The 25,700-nt window shown below is 67.0% G+C and carries 23 protein-coding genes; 16 read left to right on the top strand and 7 right to left on the bottom strand.

Annotated features, from left to right (window positions below; translation table 11 throughout):
* Window positions 1-80 precede the first annotated feature (80 nt).
* Window positions 81-1,334 (top strand): serine--tRNA ligase, encoded by a 1,254-nt coding sequence (gene serS / locus MAAFP003_RS26830; protein ID WP_096290618.1) that lies wholly within the window; start codon window positions 81-83, stop codon window positions 1,332-1,334.
* Here the strand turns inward: serS and MAAFP003_RS26825 are convergent.
* On the bottom strand, window positions 1,331-1,816 hold the full coding sequence (locus MAAFP003_RS26825) for a DUF2834 domain-containing protein (RefSeq protein ID WP_096290617.1): 486 nt from the start codon (window positions 1,814-1,816) through the stop codon (window positions 1,331-1,333). The genes serS and MAAFP003_RS26825 overlap by 4 nt on opposite strands.
* 88 nt (window positions 1,817-1,904) lie before the next feature.
* Between MAAFP003_RS26825 and MAAFP003_RS26820 the strand changes: the two genes are divergently transcribed.
* Both MAAFP003_RS26820 and MAAFP003_RS26815 read left to right on the top strand, forming a co-directional pair.
* Complete coding sequence (locus MAAFP003_RS26820; protein WP_096290616.1) at window positions 1,905-2,552, top strand: TetR/AcrR family transcriptional regulator; 648 nt, start codon at window positions 1,905-1,907, stop codon at window positions 2,550-2,552.
* 49 nt (window positions 2,553-2,601) lie between these two features.
* Window positions 2,602-4,158 (top strand): phytoene desaturase family protein, encoded by a 1,557-nt coding sequence (locus MAAFP003_RS26815; RefSeq protein WP_096290615.1) that lies wholly within the window; start codon window positions 2,602-2,604, stop codon window positions 4,156-4,158.
* Here MAAFP003_RS26815 and MAAFP003_RS26810 read toward each other — a convergent pair.
* The 3 genes from MAAFP003_RS26810 to MAAFP003_RS26800 form a co-directional block, all read right to left on the bottom strand.
* Window positions 4,155-4,484, bottom strand: a complete 330-nt coding sequence (locus tag MAAFP003_RS26810) for a hypothetical protein (protein WP_096290614.1) — start codon at window positions 4,482-4,484, stop codon at window positions 4,155-4,157. The genes MAAFP003_RS26815 and MAAFP003_RS26810 overlap by 4 nt on opposite strands.
* The gene (locus MAAFP003_RS26805; RefSeq protein ID WP_096290613.1) at window positions 4,481-6,031 is read right to left on the bottom strand and encodes an MBL fold metallo-hydrolase; all 1,551 of its coding nucleotides are present in this window, start codon (window positions 6,029-6,031) and stop codon (window positions 4,481-4,483) included. The genes MAAFP003_RS26810 and MAAFP003_RS26805 overlap by 4 nt, the downstream gene beginning before the upstream one ends.
* Window positions 6,032-6,098: 67 nt before the next feature.
* Window positions 6,099-6,824, bottom strand: a complete 726-nt coding sequence (locus tag MAAFP003_RS26800) for a phosphotransferase (protein WP_096290612.1) — start codon at window positions 6,822-6,824, stop codon at window positions 6,099-6,101.
* 60 nt (window positions 6,825-6,884) lie between these two features.
* Between MAAFP003_RS26800 and MAAFP003_RS26795 the strand changes: the two genes are divergently transcribed.
* From MAAFP003_RS26795 to MAAFP003_RS26765, 7 genes are all read left to right on the top strand, one after another.
* Window positions 6,885-7,652: a lysophospholipid acyltransferase family protein gene (locus MAAFP003_RS26795; RefSeq protein ID WP_096290611.1), complete on the top strand. Its 768-nt coding sequence runs from the start codon at window positions 6,885-6,887 to the stop codon at window positions 7,650-7,652.
* A gap of 6 nt (window positions 7,653-7,658) precedes the next feature.
* Window positions 7,659-8,408, top strand: a complete 750-nt coding sequence (locus MAAFP003_RS26790; RefSeq protein WP_096290610.1) for a lysophospholipid acyltransferase family protein — start codon at window positions 7,659-7,661, stop codon at window positions 8,406-8,408.
* A gap of 21 nt (window positions 8,409-8,429) precedes the next feature.
* Complete coding sequence (locus MAAFP003_RS26785; RefSeq protein WP_096290609.1) at window positions 8,430-9,215, top strand: lysophospholipid acyltransferase family protein; 786 nt, start codon at window positions 8,430-8,432, stop codon at window positions 9,213-9,215.
* Between the two features lie 45 nt (window positions 9,216-9,260).
* The gene (locus MAAFP003_RS26780; protein ID WP_096290608.1) at window positions 9,261-10,088 is read left to right on the top strand and encodes an HAD family hydrolase; all 828 of its coding nucleotides are present in this window, start codon (window positions 9,261-9,263) and stop codon (window positions 10,086-10,088) included.
* Window positions 10,089-10,188: 100 nt separating this feature from the next.
* Window positions 10,189-10,857, top strand: a complete 669-nt coding sequence (locus MAAFP003_RS26775) for a hypothetical protein (protein WP_243394211.1) — start codon at window positions 10,189-10,191, stop codon at window positions 10,855-10,857.
* Window positions 10,854-12,020 (top strand): glutathionylspermidine synthase family protein, encoded by a 1,167-nt coding sequence (locus MAAFP003_RS26770; protein ID WP_096290607.1) that lies wholly within the window; start codon window positions 10,854-10,856, stop codon window positions 12,018-12,020. Before MAAFP003_RS26775 ends, MAAFP003_RS26770 begins: the two co-directional genes overlap by 4 nt.
* Window positions 12,021-12,052: 32 nt before the next feature.
* Window positions 12,053-12,520: a DUF350 domain-containing protein gene (locus MAAFP003_RS26765; protein WP_096290606.1), complete on the top strand. Its 468-nt coding sequence runs from the start codon at window positions 12,053-12,055 to the stop codon at window positions 12,518-12,520.
* A 10-nt stretch (window positions 12,521-12,530) separates the two neighbouring features.
* On the opposite strand, the gene MAAFP003_RS29780 is transcribed toward MAAFP003_RS26765, so the two are convergent.
* The 3 genes from MAAFP003_RS29780 to MAAFP003_RS26745 all read right to left on the bottom strand — a co-directional run bounded on the left by MAAFP003_RS29780 (window position 12,531) and on the right by MAAFP003_RS26745 (window position 17,346).
* Complete coding sequence (locus tag MAAFP003_RS29780) at window positions 12,531-14,456, bottom strand: spermine/spermidine synthase domain-containing protein (protein ID WP_243394210.1); 1,926 nt, start codon at window positions 14,454-14,456, stop codon at window positions 12,531-12,533.
* Between the two features lie 47 nt (window positions 14,457-14,503).
* Window positions 14,504-16,159 (bottom strand): N-acetylmuramoyl-L-alanine amidase, encoded by a 1,656-nt coding sequence (locus tag MAAFP003_RS26750; protein WP_423790959.1) that lies wholly within the window; start codon window positions 16,157-16,159, stop codon window positions 14,504-14,506.
* A 146-nt stretch (window positions 16,160-16,305) separates the two neighbouring features.
* Window positions 16,306-17,346, bottom strand: a complete 1,041-nt coding sequence (locus MAAFP003_RS26745; RefSeq protein ID WP_207768618.1) for a PirG — start codon at window positions 17,344-17,346, stop codon at window positions 16,306-16,308.
* A 252-nt stretch (window positions 17,347-17,598) separates the two neighbouring features.
* On the opposite strand from MAAFP003_RS26745, the gene glf reads away from it, so the two are divergent.
* From glf to ag85A, 6 genes are all read left to right on the top strand, one after another.
* The gene (glf, locus tag MAAFP003_RS26740; RefSeq protein WP_096290603.1) at window positions 17,599-18,798 is read left to right on the top strand and encodes a UDP-galactopyranose mutase; all 1,200 of its coding nucleotides are present in this window, start codon (window positions 17,599-17,601) and stop codon (window positions 18,796-18,798) included.
* 115 nt (window positions 18,799-18,913) lie between these two features.
* Window positions 18,914-20,824, top strand: coding sequence for a glycosyltransferase (locus MAAFP003_RS26735; RefSeq protein WP_096290602.1), 1,911 nt, complete (start codon window positions 18,914-18,916; stop codon window positions 20,822-20,824).
* Window positions 20,817-21,335 carry a phosphatase PAP2 family protein gene (locus MAAFP003_RS26730; RefSeq protein ID WP_207768617.1) on the top strand — a complete coding sequence of 173 codons (519 nt, stop codon included), beginning with the start codon at window positions 20,817-20,819 and terminating at the stop codon, window positions 21,333-21,335. Before MAAFP003_RS26735 ends, MAAFP003_RS26730 begins: the two co-directional genes overlap by 8 nt.
* 26 nt (window positions 21,336-21,361) lie before the next feature.
* Entirely contained in the window at window positions 21,362-22,273 is a 912-nt protein-coding gene (locus tag MAAFP003_RS26725; RefSeq protein ID WP_096291446.1) for a decaprenyl-phosphate phosphoribosyltransferase, read from the top strand.
* Entirely contained in the window at window positions 22,260-24,257 is a 1,998-nt protein-coding gene (gene aftB / locus MAAFP003_RS26720; RefSeq protein ID WP_279304561.1) for a terminal beta-(1->2)-arabinofuranosyltransferase, read from the top strand. The genes MAAFP003_RS26725 and aftB overlap by 14 nt, the downstream gene beginning before the upstream one ends.
* A 324-nt stretch (window positions 24,258-24,581) precedes the next feature.
* Window positions 24,582-25,622 carry a diacylglycerol acyltransferase/mycolyltransferase Ag85A gene (gene ag85A / locus MAAFP003_RS26715; RefSeq protein WP_096290600.1) on the top strand — a complete coding sequence of 347 codons (1,041 nt, stop codon included), beginning with the start codon at window positions 24,582-24,584 and terminating at the stop codon, window positions 25,620-25,622.
* Window positions 25,623-25,700: the final 78 nt, after the last annotated feature.

Raw genomic sequence — 25,700 nt, 5'->3', positions numbered from 1 at the left:
GTTACAGATGTGAGTCCTGGGGTTAGCTCTGTCGGGTGCTCCCGCGCGGTGGGTGCCGAGCCGAAAGTAATCTTGCGGCCGTGATCGACCTCAAGCTGCTCCGGGAAGACCCCGACGCCGTGCGCCGCTCCCAACTCAGCCGCGGCGAGGACCCGGCGCTGGTCGATGCGCTGCTGACGGCCGACGCCGCCCGCCGGGCCGCGATCTCGACGGCCGACACGCTGCGCGCCGATCAGAAGGCTGCCAGCAAGAGCGTGGGCAAGGCGTCGCCCGACGAGCGCCCGGCGCTGTTGGCGCGCGCCAAGGAGCTCGCCGACGAGGTGAAGGCCGCCGAGGCCGCCCAAGCCGACGCGGAGACGGCGTTCACCGCCGCGCACATGGCGATCTCGAACGTCGTCGTCGACGGGGTGCCCGCGGGCGGGGAGTCCGATTTCGCGGTCCTCGACGTCGTCGGTGAGCCGCCGGCGATCGAGAACCCGAAGGATCACCTGGAGCTGGGTGAGTCGTTGGGCCTGATCGACATGCAGCGCGGCGCCAAGGTGTCCGGCTCGCGGTTCTACTTCCTGACCGGCAAGGGGGCACTGCTGCAGCTCGGCCTGCTGCAGCTGGCGCTGCGGCTGGCCGTGGAGAACGGATTCGTCCCGATGATCCCGCCGGTGCTGGTCCGTCCGGAGGTGATGGCGGGCACCGGATTCCTGGGCGCCCACGCCGACGAGATCTACCGGGTCGAGGCCGACGACCTCTACCTGGTCGGCACCTCGGAGGTGCCGTTGGCGGGCTATCACTGGAACGAGATCCTGGACCTGTCCGGCGGCCCGCTGCGGTACGCGGGCTGGTCGTCGTGTTTCCGCCGCGAGGCGGGCAGCTACGGCAAGGACACCCGCGGCATCATCCGGGTGCATCAGTTCGACAAGGTCGAAGGTTTCGTCTACTGCACGCCCGGCGAGGCGGAAGCCGAACACCAGCGGCTGCTGGGCTGGCAGCGTGAAATGCTGGCGCGCATCGAGGTGCCGTATCGGGTAATCGACGTGGCCGCGGGCGATCTCGGCTCGTCGGCGGCTCGCAAGTTCGACTGCGAAGCCTGGGTTCCCACCCAGCAGACCTACCGCGAGCTGACGTCGACGTCGAACTGCACCACGTTCCAGGCGCGCCGGCTTGCCACCCGCTACCGCGACGCGGGAGGCAAGCCGCAGATCGCGGCCACGCTCAACGGCACCCTGGGCACCACCCGCTGGCTGGTGTCCATCCTGGAGAACCACCAGCGGCCCGACGGCACCGTGCGGGTGCCCGCGGCGCTGGTGCCATTCGTCGGGACCGAGGTGCTGGAGCCTTAGGCGTTGACGGTCGCGCGCTCTTGTTCGTGGCGGCGCTGCCGTTCCATCGTCGCGAAGTAGAACGCGAACGCGAACGCGAAGCTGGTGAACAGGCTGGACACGAAGTACAGCCAGGGACGCTTGTACCCGCGCCGATAGCCGTCCACGATCGTAAAGATCGGCAGCAGAACGACATTGGCGATCGTGTAGTCCTGGCTGGCTGAGCTGGCCGCGGGGTTGGTGAACATCAGCTTGATGTATTCGGCCCAGCTCCCGTGTTCGCCCCACAGCGGGTTGGTGGATCCGTGCGAGTACTCCGCCACGTAGGTGATGTTGAAGTACCAGCCGAGCGCGACCGACGCGATCCCGACGACGTAGTAGACGATTTCCATCGGAGAGAAGAATCCGCCGGTGGCGGGCCGGGCGAAGACCGTCGAGTTCGACCGGACGATCCAGATGATGACCGCGAGTCCGAGTACCGCGTGGGTGATGAGGGAGACCATGGGCGCAGTCTCGCCCCCGCCGCGAAGTTTTGTCAAGATTGACACAACTAGCGGAATAGCACTTCCAAAGTCTTGGTACCTTACTGAAATGGTTCGGCCCGCCCAGACGGCACGCAGCGAGCGCACCCGCGATGCGTTGCGGCAGGCCGCGGTGGTGCGATTCCTGGCCCAGGGCGTGGAAGACACGTCGGCCGAACAGATTGCCGCCGACGCCGGGGTATCGCTGCGCACGTTCTATCGGCACTTCACGTCCAAGCACGATTTGCTCTTCGCGGACTACACCGGGCTGCACTGGTTTCGCGCGGCCCTGGACGCCCGGCCGGCCGGCGAGGCGATCATCGATTCGGTGCAGTCGGCCGTTTTCGCGTTCCCCTATGACGTCGACGCGGTGGCCAAAATCGCCGCCCTGCGCCACGACGAACTCGACCCCGGCCGCATCGTCCGCCACATCCGCGAGGTCCAGGCCGACTTCGCCGATGCCATTGGGGCACAACTGCAACGGCGCAGCGGCGCGACCAACGGCACCCCGCATCCGACGGTGGACGAACAGGTACGCACCGCGGTGACCGCACGGTGCATCGCGGCCGCGGTGTTCGGCGCGATGGAGGTCTGGATGGAGAACGACGACCGGTCGCTGGGCGAACTCGCGCGGCTGTGTCATGGGGCGCTGGAGTCGCTGCGCGCGGGAATCACCGACTCGTGGAGCTCGGCCACCGCCCGGCGAGTTTCGTCATAATTGACAAAACTTTGCGGCCGTGCGAGCCTCCTTTCCGGAAGGCAGGCATATGACTGACTATGACGCGATCGTTATCGGTGCAGGGCACAACGGGCTCACCGCGGCCGTGCTGCTGCAAAAGGCGGGACTGCGCACGCTGTGCCTGGACCCCAAGCTCTACGCGGGCGGGATGGCGTCCACCGTCGAGCTGTTCGACGGGTACCAGTTCGAGATCGCCGGCTCGGTGCTGTTCCCGACGTCGTCCGAGGTGGTCCGCGAGCTGGGCCTGGACGCGATGCCGACGATCGACCTGGACGTCATGTCGGTGGCCGTGCGTGGTGTCGGCGACGATCCGCTGATCCAGTACAGCGATCCGATCAAGCTGTTCACCCACCTCAACGAGGTGCACGGGGCGGAGGCTGTCAACGGGATGGCGGGGCTGATGGGGTGGGCTCAAGCGCCGTGCCGCGCGTTGGGCCGATTCGAAGCCGGGACGCCGCCCAAGAGTATCGACGAGATGTATGCCTGTGCCACAAATGAATTCGAACGCTCGGCGATCGACGACATGCTGTTCGGATCGGTCACCGACGTGTTGGACCGCTACCTGCCCGACCGCGAGAAGTTCGGCGCGATCCGCGGCTCGATGACCGTGCTGGCCGTCAACACCCTCTACCGCGGACCGTCCACGCCGGGAAGCGCTGCCGCGCTTGCCTTCGGACTCGGCGTTCCCGAAGGCGACACCATGCAGATGAAGAAGCTGCGCGGGGGCATCGGCGCACTGACCGCTCATCTGCGCGAGGTGTTCGAGAGCCACGGCGGCGAAGTGCGGTTGCGTACCAAGGTGACCGACATTCTCGTCGCCGACGGACAAGTAACCGGCGTCCGCACCGAGGCGGGGGAGACGTTCAACGCCCCGATCGTCGTGTCGGGCGTCGCGCCGGACGTCATCCTCAACGAAATGGTCGATCCCGCCGCGCTGCCCGCCGATATCCGGGAACGCTATGCGCGCATCGATCACCGCGGCAGCTACTTGCAGATGCACTTCGCGCTGGCCGAGGCCCCCGAATTCGCGGCGCCCTACGAGATGCTCAACGACCGCGCCATGCAGGCCTCCATCGGGCTGTTCTGCACGCCGGAAGAAGTCCAGCAGCAGTGGGAGGATGCCCGGCGCGGCATCGTCCCGGCCGACCCGACGGTCGTGTTGCAGATCCCGTCGCAAAACGACCCGGACCTGGCGCCGGACGGCAAGCACGCCGCTTCGGCATTCGCGCTGTTCTTCCCGATCGAGGGCGACGTCGATTACGGGCAGGCGAAGGTCGAGATGGGTCAGCGGGTGATCGACAAGATCACCAGGCTCGCACCGAATTTCGAACGCAGCATCATCCGGCACACCACCTTCACACCCAAGCACATGGGGGTGATGTTCGGTGCCCCCGGCGGCGACTACTGCCACGGTCTGTTGAACGCGAACCAGATCGGTCCCAACCGGCCGGGCCCGAGAGGCTTTCTCGGCCAACCGATCCCGATCAAGGGACTGTACCTGGGCAGTGCGGGCTGTCACGGCGGACCCGGGATCACCTTCACCCCCGGCTACAACGCCGCGCATGCGGCGCTCGAAGACCGCTAGCCGAGCCGGGCCAGCAACTCGTCGAGCAGGGCGACGAATTCGTCCGGGCGCGCCGGGGTGAACGCCGGGTTCGGCCGGGCGCGGATGTCCAGGGTGATCAGCGTCGACCGCAGTGGTCGTTGCACGTCCAGCGGCAGCCAATAGCGCGGGTCGGTACCACCCCACAGGGTGAACCGCGCCGTGAACCAGCCCAGCGGCTGGGATTTGTAGGCGCGGATCGAGCCCAGTGCGATGATCTTCGACGTGCCGTCAGGAAAGTGGTAGCGCCGCAACGTGATCGCAGCCCGGTCCAGCTGCACCAGGCCGTCGTCGTAGGTATCGGTCATACCCGGCGGCTCCGCAGCGCGTGACCGCGGGTGGTCAGGCAGCGGCCGTTGTCGAGCCGCCACTGCCAGCCATGCAGATTACAGGTGAGGGTGTCGCCCTCGATCACGCCGAATTTCGACAGGTCGGCCTTGAGGTGGGGGCAGCGGCGCGCAATCTCCCAGCCGTCCATGGTGATCGACGCGGAGTCGTCATGCGTTTCGGCGAACCAGCCGTCGGCGTAGGCAATGCGTTCGTCGGTCAGACACTTGAAAAAGGTGTACAGGTATTCGTTGTAGCCGCCGACCCGCCATGCCCGGAAACGCGTGGACAAGAAGATGGTGTTGACCCAGTCCGGTTCCCGATCGCGCAGCACGGTGCGCACCAACTCGGGGGCGATCGCAAAGCCGTAGCGGAACTTCTCATGCGCAATGCGTTCGCGGACAATCCGTTTCGGGAAGTCGAGGACCACCGTCTCGGAGCCGATCACCAGCTCGACCGGGTAGCCGATGCCGTCACATATCTCGTCGCTCTGCAGCATGATCGGCTCGAACAGGGCGCGCAGCGGTTCCAGCAGCGGCTCGCCGGCCGCGGGTGCCCAGCCGGCCCGCTCGGCGGCCAACACCGGGGCCATCCGTTCGGCGTAGTCGGCGATGTAGGCCGCCTTGCCCGTGGTGAAGATGGCCTCCACGTCGTCGTCGGGCAGCGGATGCTGTAGCGAATTCAGCGACGTGCCGGTGAAATCCGCGACGGACCCGGGAATCATCAGCAGGCCGCGATCGTGCCCGTGGCGGCGCATCTGGTCCAAGAACACCAGTTGGTCCGGGAAGATGTTGGCCGGGTCGCCGTGGTCGTCGTTGAGGTGTCGCAGCTCGGGGTCCAAAAAGCACGGCGGTCCCGCGGACGGCACCACCCAGGTCGCACCCACCTGCGCGATGTACTGGCGAGCGCGATCCATTTGGCGCTGCCGCTTCTGGGTACCGAACGATGCCTTGGCCCGGGCCGGCATGTCGTAGACCATCGGATACCAGATCGCCCCGGAATACTGCAGCAGGTGGACGTCGATATGCCCGAACTCGGTCGCCAGCATGTCCAGATCGACCGGGCGGGCGTCGTTCATGTTGAAAAGCGTTGTCTCGCCGTCGGACACGACGAGGGCCGAGTCGCCGATCGGGCCGTCGGCGGGTGCCCGCAGCGCGACGACCATGACGTCCAAGTCGCCCTTGGGTCCGCCGACGTGGTGCTTGACCGAGTCGCTGGTCTCGAAGAACCGGTGAAAACCTATTTCCTGCAGTTCATTTCGAAGATCCGGCACGGGGAAGTCGGGCAGTAGCACCACCGCGCCCTTGTTGACGTGATCGCGCAGCAGGTTCGCGTCGAAGTGGTCCTTGTGCAGGTGTGAGACATACAGGTAGTCGCAGTCGCCGAGCCCTTCCCAGTCCAGCGCGGTGTTGTCCGGGAACGGGAACCACGACGCGAAGTAGGCCGGATTGACCCAGGGATCGCACAAAATGCTGCCCGCCCGGGTTTGGATCAGAAATCCGGCGTGGCCGACGCTCGTGACCTGCACAAATGCCTTTCGAATGGTTCTGTTGAATCGCTTCGAGCTTAGCGTGAGGTGATATCTCAGGTTGGTTCTAGGCCTGCCACAGCCGACGGTAATAGTCGATGCGCACGGGGTCTGGCTCGACGCCATAGGCGGTGAAGAACTCGGACTCCCAATTCTGGCCGGGATAGTTCCAGCCCAGCGAGAGCGTCGCGACCGCCAGATCGGCCCATCGATCCGCCACCCCGAGGTCGCCGACGTCGACGTGACCGCAACAACGGCCGCCGTCGTCGATCAGGGTGTTGGGTGCACACGCGTCACCGTGGCAGACGACCAGCCGATCGACCGGCGGGGGTGCGCCGACGCGGCTGCGGGCAGCCGGGGGCAGGGCGGCCAGCCGGCCGGCCGGCGACCATTCGAAAGGGCATGTGGCCGTCGGCAATCCGTCGTGCAGTTCGCGCAGCCCGGCACCGATCGCACGCACCGCCACCGTCGGGGCCGCCAGCCACCGTGGGTGCACCGCGGAAAGTCCCGACAGTCCGCGGGTGTGCAGCCAGGCGCGGTCGTCGTCGACCCCGAATCCGAGCACCTGCGGCACCGCCGCATACCGCGCCGCCCAGCGCAGCCGTCGCGCTTCGGCGGCGAAGTCGGTGCCGCGTGCGTTAGCTGTCTTGACGAATTCCGGGCCGGAACCGCCCTGGCCGAGCCGGAAGGTCACTCCGTTTTCCTCGTTGACCCAGACCGCGCGTACGGGCCGGCCCGCGGCGAGGTGGTCGACGATCGCGGGGACCGGCGGCGGCGGCGACGGGAAGCTCACGGGTCACCTCTTTTCACCACTTCAGGCGGCTCACAGTCGGGCGCACTAGGCTGACAACCTGTGGAACCGGTATACGGGACTGTCATCGCGCTTGCTCGCCTGGTCTGGCGTCTCCAGGGCCTGAAGATCACGGTCTCCGGCGTCGAGAACCTACCGACCAGTGGCGGCGCGGTGATCGCGATCAACCACACCGGCTACCTCGACTTCACGTTCGCTGGGCTGCCGGCGTATGAGCAGGGATTGGGCCGCAAAGTGCGGTTCATGGCCAAGCAAGAGGTGTTCGACGACAAGATCACCGGTCCCATCATGCGCAGCCTGCGCCACATCCCGGTGGATCGGCAGGACGGGGCCGCGTCCTACGAGGCGGCCGTGCGCAACCTCAAGGACGGCGAGCTGGTCGGCGTCTACCCGGAAGCGACGATCAGCCGCAGCTTCGAGATCAAGGAATGCAAGAGCGGTGCCGCCCGGATGGCCGTCGAGGCCGGGGTGCCGATCGTTCCGCACATCGTCTGGGGTGCGCAGCGCATCTGGACCAAGGGCCACCCGAAGAAGCTCCTTCGCCCGAAGGTGCCGATCACGGTGCTGGTCGGCGAACCGATCGAACCGACCCTGGGCGTGCCGGAACTGCGGGGGCTGCTGCACTCGCGGATGCAGCATTTGCTGGAACGGGCGCAGGAACAGTACGGGCCGCACCCGGCCGGCGAGTACTGGGTGCCGCGCCGGTTGGGCGGCGGCGCGCCATCCCTGGCCGAAGCCGCTCGGATGGACGCCGAGGAGGCGGCCGCGCGGGCAGCACGGCGGGCCCAGGCAGCGGGGGCGCCGGAGTAGCCGCCGATGGTGGAGCCGACCTATCGCACGTTGGAGATCCTGTCCCAGCTGGGAGTCTTCGCCTCGGGCGCCAGGATCAGCTACGGCGGGGTCGAGAACATCCCCGATCGCGGGGGTGCGGTGGTCGCGATCAACCACACCAGCTACGTCGACTGGCTCCCGGCCGGGCTGGCGATGCGCCGGCGCCGGCGTCGGCTGCGGTTCATGATCAAGGCCGAGATGCAGCAGGTGAAGGTGGTCAACTTTCTGATCAAGCGCACCCACACCATTCCGGTGGACCGCAACGCCGGTTCGGGCGCCTACGCGGTGGCCGTGCAGCGGCTTCGCGAGGGGGAGCTGGTCGGGGTATATCCCGAGGCCACCATCAGCCGCAGTTTCGAACTCAAGGAGTTCAAGACGGGTGCGGCCCGGATGGCGCGGGAAGCCGACGTCCCGATCGTCCCCGTCATCGTCTGGGGTGCGCACCGGATCTGGACGAAGGACCATCCCCGCAGCATCGGCCGCCACAAGGTGCCGATCACCGTGCGGGTCGGACCGCCGCTGCACGCCGACGACGACATCGCCCAGACCGACGACGCGCTGCGCGAGGCGATGACCAAGCTGCTCTACGAGGCGCAGCAGCAGTATCCGCACCCGGTCGGGGAATTCTGGGTCCCGCACCGGCTGGGCGGCGGGGCGCCGACGATGGCCGAGGCGGCGCAGATCGAGGCTGACGAGGCCGCGGCGCGTGCGGCGAACCGCACCCCGCGCCAGTAGCCTTACTGCGGAGGAGAAGACATGGCAGAGGGGTTTTACCGGTTCGGCGAATTGATCGTTCCCCCGCTCGTCGCGATGAACGGGACCAAGTTCACGTTCCACGGACTGGAGAACATTCCGCAGCGCGGCCCGGCGCTGATCGCGCAGAACCACACCAGCTACCTGGACTGGCTACCGTCGCTGTTCGCCGCGCGGGAACGGGGCCGGCGGATGTATTTCATGATCAAGGCCGAGATGGCCGACGTGAAGGCCGTCGACTACGTGATCAAGCACGCCAGGCTCATTCCGGTGGACCGACGAAACGGGCATGACGCCTTCGCGACGGCGGTGCAGCGACTGCGGGCGGGCGAACTGATCGGAATGCACCCCGAGGCCACCATCAGCCGCAGTTTCGAACTCCGGGAATTCAAGTCCGGTGCCGCGCGCATGGCGTTGGACGCACAGGTGCCGATCGTCCCGCTGATTGTCTGGGGCGCACACCGGATTTGGCCGAAGGATCATCCAAAGAAGGTGTTCCGCAACAAGATTCCGATCACGGTGTCCGCCGGGCGCCCGATTGCTCCGCACGGTTCCGTCGAGCAACTCAACGCGACGCTGCGCCGCGCGTTGAACGAGTTGCTCTACCGGGTGCAGGAGGAGTATCCGCATCCGCCGGGCGAGTTCTGGGTGCCGCAGCGCCTCGGCGGTGGCGCACCGAACCGCGATGACTCCCAGCAGATCCGGCTGGTCGAACTGCAGCAGCGGGCCCTGAAGTACGGGACCGACGGAGTCACCCGGCCGGGCGAGAAGCAAAGCGGACGGCATTGACGAGGGCGGCCGGCCCGGCGGGCGGATCGCCTGAGTGACGGCTCAATGACGGCGCCGACTTCGCGGCCGGCGCTTATCGCCTGCGACGTCGACGGCACCCTGTTCGACGACGACGAAACCATCACCCCGCGTACTCGTGCGGCGGTGCGTGCCGCCGTGGCTGCCGGCGCCAAATTCATTGTGGCGACCGGTCGTCCACCGCGCTGGATCCGTCCCATCGTCGACGAGCTGGGCTTCGCGCCGATGGCCGTGTGCGCCAACGGCGCCGTCATCTACGACCCCGCCACCGACCGCGTGGTGTCGACACGCACGCTGCCCGTCGACACCCTGGCCGAACTGGCCGAGCTCGCGACCCGCGTGATACCGGGGGCTGGTCTGGCGGTGGAGCGGATCGGCCACAGTGCCCACGACACGGCGACCCCGCAGTTCGTCAGCTCGCCGGGCTATGAGCATGCGTGGCTGAATCCGGACAACACCGAGGTGTCGATCGAAGACCTGCTCAGCGCGCCGGCCATCAAACTGTTGATCCGCAAGGCCGGTGCCCGCAGCGCGGACATGGCCGCCGAGCTGGCCAAGCACGTCGGCGTCGAGGGCGACATCACCTACTCCACCAATAACGGCCTGGTGGAGGTGGTGCCGCTGGGAATCAGCAAGGCCACCGGCATCGAGGAGATCGCCCGGCCGCTGGAGATCGTCAGCGACGAAGTGGTGGCGTTCGGGGACATGCCCAACGACCTGCCGATGCTGCGGTGGGCCGGTCACGGCGTGGCCATGGGCAATGCCCACCCCGAAGTGCTTGCCGCCGCCAACGAGATCACCGCGCGCAACAGCGACGACGGCGTCGGACGCGTGCTGGAACGGTGGTGGGGCTAGCCCGGCCGCGCCGGTGCTTATCTCTGCCGAAGCCTCAGCAAATGTGGCAGACTGCCCGCGTGCCCGCCTTCCGGCCTGTTGCCCCTCGTCAGGTGTTGTAGTGGGGTCGCAAGACGAGCCGCCGAAGGGCGGTGAGCCCATCGACGACAACCCCGACGATGTGGACGCCAGGGCCGGCGATAAGCCGGAGCCGGACAAGCTCACCGGCAGCGACGAGGCCGAGCAACCCGAGGACGACCCCGGACGATTCCCGTCCGGCGGCAGCATGGAGTTCCAGGACGCGGCGACGACGAAGCCACGCCCACCCACACCGGCCGAACAGCGGGCCCGGGCCAAGTACGAAAAGAAGCAGAAGGAGCTGGAAGAGGCGCGGCTGGCCGCCGAGCAGAAGCGCCGCCACCAGCGCCGGGCGTTGATGGGCGCCGCGGCCGCCGTGGGCGTGGTGGGCCTGGTGGCCGGCCTCGGATATTGGATGTTGTCGGAACCGGCGACCGTCACCGCCCAGTGCGTCCAGGACGATTCGAGCGGTCAACCGGTGATCGTGCCGGACAGTTACTGCACCGGCCACACCGAGGGACTCAACGGGTTCTTCTACTACGGCGGGCACCAATACCGTTACTACTACGGTAGTTCGGGCTCGGTGGGTTCGCGACCGAGCGGTGGGACGACGACCGCGCCCAAGGGCGCCAACATCACCACCAAGTCAGGGAGCAGCATTTCGCGCGGCGGCCTGGGCGGCTCGTCGCCCGGGAAGAGTAGCGGCTCGTGAAGCGCGCCAGGCAGCGACCGCGGCCGAACTGGCAGACGATCGTCGAATCGCAAGGCCTGGTGTATGGAACGCCCGCGCGTGACGCCAGGGGCCGCGACCGCCCGTACTGGGACGAATCGGTGTATTACGAGTTCGAGATGGACGAGATCCTGGCGCTGGAAGCCGATGTCGAACTGCTGCACTCGATGTGCCTGAACGCCGTCGAGCAAGTGGTGCTGATGGAGCGCTACGCGGAATTCGGTCTGCCGGAATGGAGTTGGCAGCCGATTGCCGAATCGTGGCGGCGCGCTGACCCACATGTGTACGGCCGCTTCGACTTACGCTACGACGGGCGGCGGCCGGCGGTGCTGCTCGAGTACAACGCCGATACACCGACCACGCTGCTGGAAGCCGCTATCCTGCAATGGTATTGGCTCAAGGACTGCTTCCCCGGCGATGACCAGTGGAACTCCCTGCACGAACAGCTGGTCGACCGGTGGAAGCAGCTGCGCGATCTGCTGCCCAACGACGAGCTGCACCTGAGCTGGTCGGGCATGGAGGCCACCGGCGAAGACCAGATCACCACCACCTACATGCAGGAAACCGCCGCGGAGGCCGGCTTTGCGACCGTAGGCCTGACGATCGAGGACATCGGCTGGGACTCCGCGCTCAAGCGCTTCGTCGACCTCGAAGAGTCACAGATCCACGCGGTCTTCAAGCTCTACCCGTGGGAGTGGGTGCTTGACGACGAGTTCGGCAAGAACGTGGTGTCCAGCCTGCCGCAGACGGCTTGGATCGAACCGCTGTGGAAGACGTTGTTGTCCAACAAGGCGATTCTCGGAATCCTGTGGGAGATGTATCCGGGTCACCCGAACCTGTTGCCCGCCTACATCGACGATCCGCATGAACTGACCGAATACGTCCGCAAGCCCAAGCTGGGGCGTGAAGGCGCGAACATCACCGTCGTCGGCGCCGGCATGCAAACCGCGACCGGCGGTGTCTACGGCGAAGAGGGATACGTCTATCAGCTGCTGGACCCGCTACCGGAATTCGACGACATGCGGCCCGCGTTGGGCGCGTGGATCGTCGGCGACACCGCCGCCGGCCTCGGCATCCGCGAGACCGCGGGCCTGATCACCGACGACGGCGCAGCCTTTGTCCCACACCGGATCCCCCAGAAGTGAACTTCTGAGCAAGTGAACGGAGTTGATCGTCGATGACAACCATCGTGGCGCTGAATTCAGGCTATTGGGACCAGGGCTATTGGGCGGTGCTCGGCCGTGGCGCCGGCGCCATCATCTTGTACGCGATCGTCGGACTGATCCTGATGCTGGTCGGGTTCTACGCCATCGACCTCACCACGCCGGGTCCGCTGCGCAAGATGGTCAACGCGGGAAAGCCGAACGCGATCGTCGTGTCCGCGGCGGGCATGGTCAGCATGGCGTTGATCGTGGTGCTGGCGATCTATTCGTCGTCCGGAAAACTGGCCGAAGGCCTGGTGGGGTCGGCGGTCTTCGGACTGGTGGGCATCGTCGCCCAGGTGGTGATGATGCGGATCGCGACCATGGTGATCGGCATCGACATGGACGCGTTGTTCAACTCCGATGAGTTCAACTACGAGGCGCTGATGGTGGCCGCCGCGCAGGTGGCGCTGGGCATCGTGGTGGCGGTCGCGATCCTCTGACGGTACCCGCCTAGCGGGAGTCGCGGTCCCGCAGGCTCTTTGGCGGCACGGTGGACGAGGTGAGCGTGTCCGCATCGATGGTGTGGGGTCGGTAGGGCAGCGTCGGCAGGCGCGCCGACATCGTTGCGACGGGATGGTCGCAGGTTTCGGTCAGCCCGCACAGAAACGCCCATTCATGTTCGTCGCTACCGAAATAGACGACGGTCGGGAAGGTTTCGCGGAATCGCTGCCACGACGCGTGCAGCGACTCGTTGCGCCACAGCGTAGGACAGCCGGCCTGAGCGACGATCACCCTGCCGATACCCGCGCAGCGTCGCAGGAACTCGGTGCCGTAGAGCCGGTTGTGCTGCACCGCCTCGGTGCGTTCGTCGGGAAGATCGATCACCACGACGTCGTACTGCGTGGTGACGCGCTCGACGAATTCCCAACCGTCGCAATAGTGCATGACAACCGGACCGGAACCTGTTTCCGCCCTGAGGAGTTCGTCCACCGTGTAGCCGTAGGGCAGGTGTCGCGCGCACAGCCGCACGGCCTCGCGATCGATGTCGACGTGATCGACGTGGAGGGCGCCCGCCGACACGGCTTGCTGGCTGACCACGCCCTCGCCCGAGCCGATGACGAGCACGCGCTCGATCCGGCCGGCCAGCAGCAGCGCCGGTACCAGCAGCGCCTCGTGGTAGACCAGCTGACTGAATTCGGTGCTCTGACGTTCGCTGTCGCTGAACAACGACACGCCTTGCCGGGTGCGGCCGATCACCAGGTTCTGGAATTCGGTGTCGACGTCGCAGATGACCTCGGCGAGGTCCCAGATTCGGGTCAGCCCCGGCGCCAGCGGTTCGGCGACTTCCCACCGGTTGTCGGAAGGCTCGTCGAAATATGTTGGCAGCGAGGGGAAGCCATTGAACTGGACCGAGGAATAGCTCGCGGTGTACGCACCGGCATCGGCGATCTCGATGCGGTCGCCGGGACTCAGGGTGACCGGGAGCGGATAGCTCTGATACAGCACATCGTCACCGTCGCAGGTCGGACCCGCGATTACCGCATCTCCGACGGGATCACCATCACGGCCGGTGCGCAGGCGGTACCGGATGTACTCGTTTTCGGTCTCGGCGAGACCGCCGTAGCGGCCGATGTCCAGGTACACCCAGCGCCGGGTGTCGGTGCCCGTGCGCACCGCGACCACCTCGCAGCTGATCGTGCCCGCCGAACCCGCGATCGCCCGTCCGGGTTCGATCGCCAGCTGCGGCCGGTTCGCGCCGAAGTGGCGGCGTAGTGCCGCGTGGACCGCCTCGGCGATGACGTCGAGATCCGGTGCGCCGACTGCGTACGCCAGCGGGTAACCGCCTCCGATGTTGATCGTGCCGATTTCGCCTATTTCTTCGAATACGGCCGCCGCACAACGTATTCCGATCTCCCACGCTGACGGGTCCAGCTGCTGTGACCCGACGTGAAAGCACACTCCCTCGGGGCGAAGTCCCAGCCGCGCGGCCCGGTTCAGCAATTCGGCAGCGGCATCCGGGGCGCAGCCGAACTTGTGACCGAACGGGGTCACCGACGACGGAAAGTCGGGCGCGATACGGCATTCCACCGCCGCGGCCGGCGCGCGTTCGGCGATGGCGTCGAGTCCGCGTTCGGTGTCAAACGCGAACCGCCGCACCCCGCGCGCGTGTGCCAGGGCGATGTCGGCGGGCTTCTTGACGGGGTTGCCGAACGTCAGCAGGCGGCCGTCGATCCCGGCGGAGCCGCACGTGTCGATCTCGCCGACCGATGCGACGTCGAAAGCGCAGTCCTCGGTGGCCAGCAGGCGCAGAATCGGTTCGGCGGGGTTCGCCTTGACTGCGTAGCGGATCTGCGCCTGGGGAAACGCGGCGCGCATCGCTTGGAAGTTCTTGCGCACCCGAGAAAGATCGATGCTCAGATACGGCGTCTCGGGCACAGGTCGCAGACTAGTACGCGCGGCAGCGCCGTGTGCGGGGCCCGCGGTCAGGCGTCCGGATGTGCCGGCAGCGAGAAGTGTTCCGGCGGGACGGCCGGGGCGCTCGGGGCCTGTCCAGAAAGCTGCGTGGTGATCCCGTCGAGGATCTGGCTGACGTCGCCGGTGAGGCGGTTGTAGTTCAGCGTGCCATGCTGGAAATTCTGCGTGATCCGCAGCGGCTCTTGGATTTCGGCGCTGGTCGGCAAGCCGAGCGGGCCGCGCTCGTAACTTTGTGCGGCCCAGGCGTCATAGATCGCACCGGTGACGGGTTGTGCTCCGGTCGCCGGCGACCAGTACATCGCGCCCCTGGCGAAGGTGGAGTAGCGGGCACCGCCTTCGGCGTTGTCCTCCGGCGAGGTGGGCGCGCCCAGCACGCTGTTCATCCCGCCCAGCTCCAGCCAGTGCTGGTAGATCGCGCCGCCCTGCAGCGCCTTGATCAATTCCTCGGGTGGGTCGTTGAAATGAGATGCGATATCCCGGATTTCGTCCATCAGCGCGTAGGCGGCGTTACCGGGGCAGTCGGTGTTGCCGACGTCGCGGTGGGTGAAGATGGTCGGCAGCGTCGCAACGGCGCCGGCCGGGTAGGTGGTGTAGTGGCTGCCCGCGGACTCCAATGTCACCGTGCCCTTGGGGTCCACGCCGTCCAGGCCGAGGCGCCAGCCCAGCAACCGGCCGACCGAGCGAAGCTGCAGCGGCGTCGGTGGCACGTCGTCGAAGTTGCCGATCATCGCGACACCCCAGGTGTTGCGGTTGAAGCCGCCGGTGTGGAAGCCCTCGACGGCCTTGGTCAGACCGCCGGCGCTGCCTTCGAACACCTGGCCGTACTTGTCGACCAGTGCGTTGTAGGCGATGTCGCACCAGCCCAACGTCTTGCTGTGGTAGGTGTAAATGGCCTTGACGATGCCCGCCGATTCGAGCGGTGAGTAGTCGTTGCTGCCCGCCGTGTGATGAATGACGGCCGCGCGAATCCCGTTGTCGTACTGCGGACTACCGCAGCGCAGTGACTCGTCGGCGCCCCATTCCTCCCGGCTGATGATGGGCGGCGCCTGGCCGGGCATCACGACTCCGGCCGGCGGCGTCCACTGTGTCTTGACGGGCGCCTGCGGCGGGGAGATGAGGATCGCGGAGATGTTCTGCCCGAACGGTTGTTCCCGGGAGGCGGGGCGGTAGCCCAGACCGTTGACCGGTGCGGCGGGTGGCGCCGCCACGGTTTCCGCGGCGTCGAGCGGGCGGGTGACCGCGATCTGCACGGTCGTCGTGGTGCCGACGAACACCGGATCGGTGCTGCGGGGTCCCTCGGTCGGTCCCGGCGGCAGGGCCGATTCGGCGGCCGGTGGGCCGTTGTCCGGCGCCGCGGTCTCGTACTCGGTCTGGTACCAGGGCCCCCACGAACCGTCCGGGTGCTTAGCCCGCACCCGGGTGGAGGTGCCGGCCAGGTCGCCGGTGAGCGCGACCAGAGAAAACGGCGTCTCCTGGGTCACTTCGCGAACCGTGACGCCGCCGCCGAGCCCGACCAGCGGCTGCTCGGCGAGCTTGGTGTCGTGGGTCGGCCGAGGGGCGGGCGGGGCGCCGTGGTCGCGGGTCAGGTCCGCGACCGCCGAGACCAGGACAACCGTCGCCGCGATGGCGGTCAGCAACATCGTGGGCGGACGGTGACGAGACAACACCAGCTGATGTTACGTGTGTTTCTGATGTTATTAATGAGGCGACACGTTTTTCCGCGTGTCAAAACCGGTCCTGAAACTGTTCGACGGCACCGCAGAGCAGTGGTGACTCTGCGGTGCCGTCAGGTGACAGGACCCCCGAAGTTCTAGACGGGCGGCAGCGCCGGCGGCAGCGCCGCAGCCGCGCCCGGCAGGGCGCCAACGGCACCCGGGAGCGCACCGGCGGCACCCGGCAGGGCACCGGCGGCACCCGGCAGGGCCGCAGCCGCACCCGGCAGGGCACCCGCCGCACCCGGCAGGGCGCCAGCGGCACCCGGCAACGCACCGGCCGCGCCGCCCTGAGCCTGCATGATGGCAGGCATCACCAGGCCCTTGAGCAGGTCGATGGCCTGACCGGCGCCAAGCTGGTTGGCGGCCTGCATCACGTCGTTGACGAGGCCGCCACCGCCGCTGCTGCCGGTGCCGGCACCGCCGATCGGCGAACCGCCGCCCAGCGTCGACGGGTCACCGAGGATCGGGTAGGTGCCGTCGGCACCCGGGTCCATCGGCGCGCTGATCGGCACCTCGTTGGGAGCGCCCAGGCCACCGGGAGTCAGTCCGGCCGGGCTGGTCAGCCCGGGGTTGGCCAGCGCCGGGTTCAGTCCGGCACCAGGCATCGTCGGCATACCCGGCGTGGTCGGCGTACCGGGCACACCGGGCGTCAGCGCACCGGGCGCGGCACCAGGCGTCAGACTCGGGCTGGTAAGACCGGGGGTCAGGCCGGGGCTGGTCAGACCCGGACTCGTCAGGCCCGGACTGGTCAGGCCCGGACTCGTCAACCCCGGACTCGTCAGGCCGGGGGTGCCCAGGCCCGGGCTGGTCAGACCGGTGGTCCCGAGGCCCGGAGTGCCCAGGCCCGGGCTGGTCAGTCCAGTCGTCCCGAGGCCCGTCGTCCCGGTGCCGGCACCGCCCAGGGCGGGAATCGGCGGCAGGTTGACCCCGAACTGGGACAGACCCTGGGTCAGCGCGCCCACCAACTCGCCGGGCAGGTCGGTCATGACCGCGGCCTGCTTGAAGTCGTGGTGCTCGACCGGCTTACCGCTGGCGGTCGATTCGTAAACAAGGAAGTAAGCGCATGGACTCGCCACTGCCAGGGCGGCGACCGCGCTCATGGCTGTCGAGAGCTTGCGACGGCGTCGGTTCGGCACGGAAGTCTCCTCAATTCATCGGTTGTGTCGGAAGATCCCGCCGGTCCGTATCCGGTGGGAACCACACAGAGTCGATGGTACGAGTGGGAAAGCTGTTACTAGAGTGGTGATATTGAATCGTGAGGTATTTGCGACCCTGGGCGTTACGTGCGATTCGGGTCACTGCAAACCAGTCTTCACGTGCTCGAATCCCACCGCGCCAGCCTCGCCAACTGGGGTAGCGCCCTTGGGGTCGGATACCCTAAGCAACCGATGACCGCTCGTTTTGACCTCCTCGTCGTCGGATCCGGATTCTTCGGCCTCACCATCGCCGAACGTGTGGCCACCCAACTCGGAAAGCGTGTGCTCGTCGTCGAGAGACGTCCGCACATCGGTGGCAACGCGTACTCCGAAGCGGAGCCGCAGACGGGCATCGAGGTCCACAAGTACGGTGCCCACCTGTTCCACACCTCGAACAAGAGGGTGTGGGATTACGTGCGCCAGTTCACCGAATTCACCAACTACCAGCACCGGGTGTTCGCGATGCACAACGGGCAGGCATACCAGTTCCCGATGGGGCTGGGGCTGGTGTCGCAGTTCTTCGGCAAGTACTTCACTCCCGAGCAGGCCCGGCAACTGATCGCCGAGCAGGCCGCCGAGATCGACACCGCCGACGCGCAGAACCTCGAGGAAAAGGCCATTTCGCTGATCGGCCGGCCGCTCTACGAGGCGTTCGTCAAGGGTTACACCGCCAAGCAGTGGCAGACCGACCCGAGAGAACTGCCCGCGGCCAACATCACCCGACTACCGGTGCGCTACACCTTCGACAACCGCTACTTCAACGACACCTACGAGGGCCTGCCACTGGGCGGCTACACCGCCTGGCTGGAGAACATGGCCGCCGACGAACGCATCGAGGTCAGGTTGGACACCGACTGGTTCGACGTCCGCGACCAGTTGCGCGCCGAGAGCCCCGATGCACCGGTCGTCTACACCGGCCCGCTGGATCGCTACTTCGACTACGCCGAGGGGCGGCTCGGCTGGCGCACCCTGGACTTCGAGCTCGAAGTGTTACCCGTCGGCGACTTCCAGGGCACCCCGGTGATGAACTACAACGATCCCGACGTCCCGTACACCCGCATCCACGAGTTCCGTCACTTCCACGTCGAGCGCGACTACCCGACCGACAAAACGGTCATCATGCGTGAGTACTCCCGGTTCGCCGCCGACGACGACGAGCCCTACTATCCGATTAATACCGAGGCCGACCGCGCCCTGTTGGCCGCCTACCGGGGGAGGGCGAAGTCAGAGACGGCCTCGTCGAAGGTACTTTTCGGCGGGCGGCTGGGCACCTATCAGTATCTGGATATGCACATGGCGATTGCCAGCGCACTGAACATGTACGACAACACCCTCGCGCCGCACCTGCGCGACGGAACCCCGTTGGCCGAAGAGGAAGGCGCGCGCCAATGACCCGTGCCGACGACGATGCAGTGGGGGCACCCCCAGCCGCGCAGCGGCGAGGGGGACGCAGCGATGAGGTGGGGGTACCTCCCAGCCGCGAAGCGCTAGGGGGAGAGTGGCACCAATGACCGCCGTGAGCTTGCTGTCCCGAATCATCCTGCCCCGTCCGGGGGAACCGCTCGATGTACGCAAGCTGTACCTCGAGGAGTCGACCACCAACGCCCGTCGGGCGCACGCGACCAGCCGCACCTCGCTGGAGATCGGCAAGGAGTCCGAGGTCTCGTTCGCCACGTATTTCAACGCCTTCCCGGCGAGCTACTGGCGACGTTGGTCCATCTGCACGTCGGTGGTGCTGCGGGTCGAGCTGACCGGGACCGGACGCGTCGACGTGTATCGCACCAAGGCCACCGGGGTGCGGATCTCGGTGGAGGGCCGCCAATTCGTCGGGACCGACGAGCAGCCGGCCGTCGTCGAAATCGAGGTGCCGCTCAAGTCGTTCGAGGACGGCGGCTGGATCTGGTTCGATGTCACCACCGACACCGCGGTCAACGTGCTCAGCGGCGGTTGGTATGCGACCGAGCCGGCTCCGGGTACGGCCAACATCGCCGTCGGCATCCCGACCTTCAACCGTCCCGCCGACTGCGTCAACGCGCTCGCCGACCTCACCGCGGACCCTTTGGTGGACAAGGTAATCGGTGCGGTGATCGTCCCGGATCAGGGCACCCGCAAGGTGCGCGATCACCCGGACTTCGCCGCAGCCGCCGCGGGTCTGGGCAGCCGGCTCTCCATCCACGACCAGCCCAACCTCGGCGGCTCCGGCGGCTATAGCCGGGTGATGTACGAGGCGCTGAAAAACACTGACTGCCAACAGATTCTGTTCATGGATGACGACATCCGCATCGAGCCGGACACGGTGCTGCGGATCCTGGCGATGAACCGCTTCGCCAAGACGCCGATGCTGATCGGCGGTCAGATGCTCAACCTGCAGGAGCCGTCGCACCTGCACATCATGGGCGAGGTGGTCAACCAGGCGAACTTCATGTGGACCGCCGCGCCGCACGCCGAGTACGACCACGACTTCGCCGAATTCCCGCTGAATGACAAGAACGATCGCAGCGCGCTGCTGCACCGGCGCATCGATGTCGACTTCAACGGTTGGTGGACGTGCATGATCCCGCGGCAGGTCGCCGAGGAGATCGGCCAGCCGCTGCCGTTGTTCATCAAGTGGGACGACGCCGAATACGGTTTGCGCGCAGGCGAACACGGCTACCCGACCGTCACGCTGCCTGGTGCCGCGATCTGGCACATGGCCTGGAGCGACAAGGACGACGCGATCGACTGGCAGGCCTACTTCCATCTGCGCAACCGCCTGGTGGTCGCGGCGCTGCACTGGGACGGCGAGGTCCGCGGCCTGGTGCGTAGTCACCTCAAGGCAACACTGAAACATCTTGCCTGCCTTGAATATTCGACTGTCGTGATCCAGAACCGGGCCATCGACGACTTCCTCGCAGGCCCGGAGCACATCTTCTCGATCCTGGAGTCGGGGTTGCCGGAAGTTCATCGGCTGCGCAAGGAGTATCCGGACGCGGTCGTGCTACCGGCCGCCAGCGAACTGCCCCCGCCGCAGCACAAGACCAAGGCGATGAAGCCGCCGGTGAACCCGGTGTCGATCAGCTACCGGCTGGCCCGCGGGATTGCGCACAACCTCAAGACCGCCGACCCGGAGAGCCACCGGCGCCCGGAGTTCAACGTGCCGACCCAGGACGCGCGCTGGTTTCGGCTGTGCACCGTCGACGGTGTCACGGTCACCACGGCCGACGGATGCGGTGTGGTCTACCGCCAGCGTGACCGGCGCAAGATGTTCACCCTGCTCCTGCAATCGCTGCGCCGCCAGCGCCAGCTGCTGAGCCGATTCGACGAGATGCGCCGGGTGTACCGCGACGCGCTGCCGGTGCTGTCCAGCAAGCAGAAGTGGGAAACCGTGCTGTGCCCCGCAAACGGGAGGCACCCCCAGCCGGAAACAAGCCATGCCTGAATCGGCGCCGCGCGGCGAAGTGGCCGCGATGGTCGCCGTTCAGTCGGCACTGGCTGACCGCCCCGGGGTGCTGGCCACGGCGCGCGGAATGTCGCACTTCGGGGAGCACAGCGCCGGGTGGTTGATCGTCGAACTGCTGGGCGCCCTGTTATGGGAGCGCCGCCGCCGGGAGTGGCTGGTGGCCGCGGCCGGCACGTTCGCAGCGCACGCGGCCGCCGTGCTGATCAAGCGGGGGGGGCGCCGCAAGCGTCCGCATCATCCGGCCGTCGCGGTCAATGTCGGTACTCCCAGCCAGCTGAGTTTCCCGTCCGCCCATGCCACTTCCACGACGACCGCGGCCATCCTGATGGGCCGGGCCACCGGACTGCCGCTGCCGGTGGTGCTGGTTCCGCCGATGGCGGTGTCGCGGATACTGCTGGGCGTGCACTATCCCAGCGACGTGGCCTTCGGCGTGGCGCTCGGCGCCGTGGTCGCTCGCCTTGCACTCTGGCTCGATAGAAAGTCGAGATAGGTGTGGCCGAAATGAGCGAAGCCGAAATGGACGGAGAAGTGGTGACCGGACGACCTCCGGCCAACTTGATCACCGGCGTGATCAAGGCCATGCGCCCGCGCCAATGGGTGAAGAACGTGCTGGTGGTGGCCGCGCCGGTGGCGGCGGCCGGCCGCGGTGTCCGTTACGACTATGCGGAGGTGGCGTCCAAGGTCGGCGTGGCGTTCGTGGTGTTCTGCCTGGCGGCCTCGGCGATCTACCTGATCAACGACGTCCGCGACGTCGAGGCGGACCGTGAGCACCCCACCAAGCGATTCCGGCCGATCGCCGCCGGCGTGGTACCCGAATGGCTGGCCTATGCGCTTGCCGTGGTGCTCGGCGCGGCGTCACTGGGGATTTCCTGGTGGCTCACGCCGAACCTCGCGGTGGTGATGGGCATCTACCTCGCGATGCAGCTGGCCTACTGCTTCGGCCTGAAACACCAAGCGGTGATGGACATTTGCATCGTGTCGTCGGCGTATCTGCTGCGGGCCATCGCCGGGGGTGCGGCTACCGACATCCCGTTGTCACAGTGGTTCTTGCTGACGGCGGCGTTCGCGTCGCTGTTCATGGTGGCGGGCAAGCGCTACGCGGAATTGCAGTTGGCCGAGCGAACCGGAGCGGCGATCCGCAAATCGCTGGAAAGCTACACCAGCACCTACCTGCGATTCGTCTGGACGCTGTCGGCGACGTCGGTGGTGTTGTGTTACGGGATGTGGGCGTTCGAGCGGGACCGCTATTCGGGTTCCTGGTTCGCGGTCTCGATGGTCCCGTTCACGATCGCGATCCTGCGTTATGCGGTCGACGTCGACGGCGGACTGGCCGGCGAGCCCGAAGACATAGCGCTGCGTGATCGGGTGTTGCAGCTGCTGTTCCTCGCGTGGATCGCAACAGTTGGTGCCGCCGTTGCCTTCGGCTAGTCCGGGTCTCGAGACCATCAAGCGCTTCAACGGCACCATGATGCGCCGCCGGTCCAGGGTCGGTCGCCGGTCGCCGTTCCCATACGACACCTCGGTTCGGGTGAGCCTGTGGGTGAGCGTGGCGGTGGTCGCCGCGCTGTTCGGCTGGGGCGCTTGGGAGCGACGCTGGATCGCCGACGACGGACTGATCGTGTTGCGCACGGTACGCAACCTGCTGGCCGGCAACGGGCCGGTTTTCAACCAGGGTGAGCGGGTCGAGGCGAACACCTCCACGGCGTGGACCTACCTGGTGTACGTCGGAAGCTGGGTCGGCGGACCGGTGCGCATGGAGTACGTCGCGCTGGCGCTGGCGCTGGCGCTGTCCGTGTCGGGCGTGGTGCTGTTGATGCTGGGCGCCGGCCGGCTGTACGCCCCCAGCCTGCGGGGACGCCGGGCGATCATGCTGCCCGCCGGGGCGCTGATCTACATCGCGTTGCCCCCGGCGCGGGACTTCGCCACCTCAGGGCTGGAGAACGGGCTGACGCTCGCCTATCTGGGATTGCTGTGGTGGATGATGGTCCGCTGGGCGCAGCCGTTGCGGAACCGGCCGGACAACGACGTGTTCCTCGGGGTGCTGGCCTTCGTCGCCGGGTTCAGCGTGCTGGTGCGTCCGGAGCTGGCGCTGATGGGCGGTCTGGCTCTGATCATGATGCTGATTTCGGCGCGGACCTGGCGCCGGCGGGCGCTGATCGTCGCCGCCGGCGGGTTGCTTCCGGTGGCCTACCAGATCTTCCGGATGGGCTACTACGGCCTGCTGGTTCCCGGGACGGCGCTGGCCAAGGACGCCGCTGGTGACAAGTGGTCCCAGGGCATGATTTACCTGTCGAATTTCAGCGCGCCCTACGCCGTGTGGCTGCCGGTGCTGCTGCTGGTGCCGCTGGGGCTCCTGCTGACGATGGTGCGGCGGCGGCCGTCGTTCCTGCGCCCGATGCTCGCGCCCAACTACGGCCGGGTGGCGCGGGCTGTGCAAAGCCCGCCGGCGGTGGTGGCCTTCGTCCTCGTAAGCGGTCTGCTGCAGGCCCTCTACTGGACCCGGCAGGGTGGCGATTTCATGCATGCGCGTGTGCTGCTGGCACCGCTATTTTGTTTGCTGGCCCCGGTCGCCGTGATCCCCGTGCTGATCCCCGACGGGCAGGATTATTCGCGCGAAACCGGCTACTGGCTGGCCGGTGCCGCCAGCCTGCTCTGGCTGAGTATCGCGGGCTGGTCGCTGTGGGCAGCAAACTCGCCGGGGATGGGTTACGACGCCACTCACGTCACCTACAGCGGCATCGTCGACGAGCGCCGCTTCTATGCCCAGGCGACCGGGCACGCGCACCCGCTGACCGCCGCCGATTACCTCGATTACCCGAGGATGGCGGCGGTGCTGGCGGCCCTGGACAACACCCCGGACGGGGCGCTGTTGTTGCCGTCGGGCAACTACATTCAGTGGGATATCGTGCCCCAGCTGCAACAGCCGCCGCCGGCCCCGGGAAGTCCCCCCGACAGCAAACCGCCGCAAAAGCCGCAACACGCAGTGTTTTTCACCAACCTGGGCATGCTGGGCATGAACGTCGGGCTCGACGTCCGGGTCATCGACCAGATCGGATTGGCGAACCCGCTCGCGCAGCACACCCAGCGCCTGACGCACGGCCGGATCGGGCACGACAAGAACCTTTTCCCGGACTGGGTGATCGCCGACGGCCCCTGGGTGAAGGTGTATCCGGGCATTCCTGGCTATCTGGACGCGAATTGGGTTGCCCAGGCGGTGGCGGCGCTGCAGTGCCCGGAGACCAAGGCGGTGCTGGCGTCGGTGCGCGCCCCGATGTCGCTGCACCGGTTCGTCTCAAACTTCTTGCACTCCTTCGAATTCACCGCCTACCGAATCGACCGGGTCCCGCTCTACGAACTCGCCAGGTGTGGCCTGCCGGTGCCGGAGCCGAGTCCACCGCCGCCCCGCGAGTGAATATTGCGTGGACAAATCTCACAGATCGCGAACCCATCACAATTTCCCGGACCAGCACACGTACAGCAAATTCACATTTGCACCGTCACCAGTAGTCGTTCACCGTCCGGCACATGCGGAAATGCCGATTTCGACCGCCCGATGCCGTGCGAAAACCCCACGAAAACGGCCTGGAATGACGGTTTGCCCAGCGTCCTCGATGAGAGCCCGTGGGGGTTCGTGTGGTTCACTAAGCCAGTACTGCCGCGCCCGTTGCGCATGCAGTGCGAACCAATCACCGACGCGCCCTGATGACGGATGCGCCGAAAAGATGAGGAAGCAAGAATGACGCTTGTTGACAGGTTTCGCGGCGCCGTGGCTCGGATGCCACGTCGGCTCGTGGTGGGTGCCGCGGGGGCGGCTCTGCTCTCGGGTCTGATCGGCGTCGTGGGGGGCCCGGCCACTGCGGGGGCGTTCTCGCACCCCGGTCTGCCGGTGGAGTACCTGCAGGTTCCGTCGGCCGCAATGGGCCGCGACATCAAGGTTCAGTTCCAGAGCGGTGGCGCCAACGCGCCGGCGCTGTACCTGCTGGACGGTATGCGTGCGCAGGACGACTTCAACGGCTGGGATATCAACACCCCCGCGTTCGAGTGGTACAACCAGTCCGGCATCGCGACCGTGATGCCCGTCGGTGGCCAGTCCAGCTTCTACTCCGACTGGTATGCGCCCGCCTGCGGTAAGGCCGGCTGCACCACCTACAAGTGGGAGACCTTCCTGACCAGCGAGCTGCCGCAGTACCTGGCGGCCAACAAGCAGGTCAAGCCGACCGGCAGCGCGGCTGTCGGTCTGTCGATGGCCGGTTCGTCGGCGCTGATCCTGGCGGCCTACCACCCCGACCAGTTCGTCTACGCCGGCTCGCTGTCGGCGCTGCTGGACCCGTCCCAGGGCATGGGGCCGACCCTGATCGGCCTGGCCATGGGTGACGCCGGCGGCTACAAGACCAAGGACATGTGGGGACCGTCCAGTGACCCGGCCTGGCAGCGCAACGACCCGTCTCTGCAGGTCGCCAAGCTGGTTAGTAACAACACCCGGATCTGGGTCTACTGCGGTAACGGCAAGCCGTCCGACCTCGGTGGCGACAACCTGCCCGCCAAGTTCCTGGAGGGCTTCGTGCGGACGTCCAACCTGAAGTTCCAGGAGGCCTACAACGCGGCCGGCGGTCACAACGCGGTCTGGAACTTCGACGCCAACGGCACCCACGACTGGCCCTACTGGGGCGCGCAGTTGCAGGCGATGAAGCCTGACCTGCAGTCGGTCCTGGGCGCCACCCCGGGCGCCGGTCCGGCGACGGCCGCGCCCGCAACCGCGCCGAGCCAGGGCACCTAAACCCGGTAGAACACAAGACTGACGGCGGGAACCCTTCGGGTTTCCGCCGTTGGTCGTTGTGCGGTGTGACTTGTTTCA

It is taken from the genome of Mycobacterium ahvazicum (genome assembly GCF_900176255.2).
GTDB classification, from domain to species: Bacteria; Actinomycetota; Actinomycetes; order Mycobacteriales; family Mycobacteriaceae; genus Mycobacterium; species Mycobacterium ahvazicum.
The sequence above is the reverse complement of the archived record's forward strand: the minus strand, read 5'-3'. Positions and strand labels throughout refer to the sequence as shown.